Annotated in this window: 1 protein-coding gene; it reads left to right on the top strand. The window is 67.4% G+C overall.

Annotated elements, in window-relative coordinates:
• A partial coding sequence (locus Q8R27_RS02680; protein WP_305697565.1) for an aldehyde dehydrogenase family protein occupies positions 1 to 1,077 on the top strand: 1,077 nt, incomplete at its 5' end.
• Positions 1,078 to 1,138 lie beyond the last annotated feature (61 nt).

The following is a 1,138-nucleotide window of genomic DNA, read 5'->3' on the forward strand; positions in this document are numbered from 1 at the left end:
TTCGAGTTCGAGGAAGACCGCGGCGCGACGATGATCGTCAAGGAGCCGATCGGCGTATGCGGCTTCATCACGCCGTGGAACTGGCCGCTGAACCAGATCGTCTGCAAGGTGGCGCCGGCGCTGGCGGCCGGCTGCACCATGGTGCTGAAGCCTTCGGAGGTGGCGCCGTTCTCGGGTCAGATCTTCGCCGAGATCATGCAAGCGGCCGGCGTGCCGGCGGGCGTGTTCAACCTCGTGCACGGCGATGGCCCCGGCGTCGGCGTGGCGCTGTCCAGCCATCCGCAGGTGGACATGATCTCGTTCACCGGTTCGACCCGCGCCGGGATCGAGGTCGCGAAGAACGCGGAGCCGACCGTCAAGCGCGTGCACCAGGAACTGGGCGGCAAGAGCCCGAACATCGTCCTGGACGACGAGGTGTTCGCCCGCAGCGTGTCGCGCGGCGTGTCGCACATGATGAACAATTCGGGACAGTCGTGTAACGCGCCTAGCCGCATGCTGGTCCCGTCCGCCCGCATGGGCGAGGCGATCGCCGCGGCCAAGGAAGCCGCCGAGAAGATCACCGTCGGCGACCCCAAGGGCAATTCGACCCTGGGACCGGTGGTCTCCAAGGTGCAGTGGGACAAGATCCAGACCCTGATCAACAAGGGCGTGGAGGAAGGCGCGACCCTGGTCACCGGCGGCGCCGGGCGGCCCGAGGGCCTTGACGTCGGCCACTATGTGCGACCGACGGTGTTCGCCAACGTCACCAACGACATGACCATCGCGCGCGAGGAGATCTTCGGCCCCGTACTGACCATCCTCGGCTACGAGAGCGTCGACCAGGCGATCGAGGTCGGCAACGACACCGAGTATGGCCTCTCGGCCTATGTGACCGGCGCCGACATCGAAGCGGCCCGCAAGACCGCCCGCCAGCTTCGTGCCGGCCAGGTGGTCATCAACGGCGCGTCCGACATGATGGCCCCGTTCGGCGGCTTCAAGATGAGCGGCAACGGGCGCGAGTGGGGCGACTTCGCCTTCCACGAATTCCTCGAGACCAAGGCGATCCTGGGCTACCAGGCCAAACCCGCTGCGGAGTAGGGCCGGCTCAACCGCCGCCGAGCACCTTGCGCATGGCCCCGGTCAGGCGCTCGAGCTCGAC

Source organism: Phenylobacterium sp., from assembly GCF_030697305.1.
GTDB lineage: Bacteria > Pseudomonadota > Alphaproteobacteria > Caulobacterales > Caulobacteraceae > Phenylobacterium.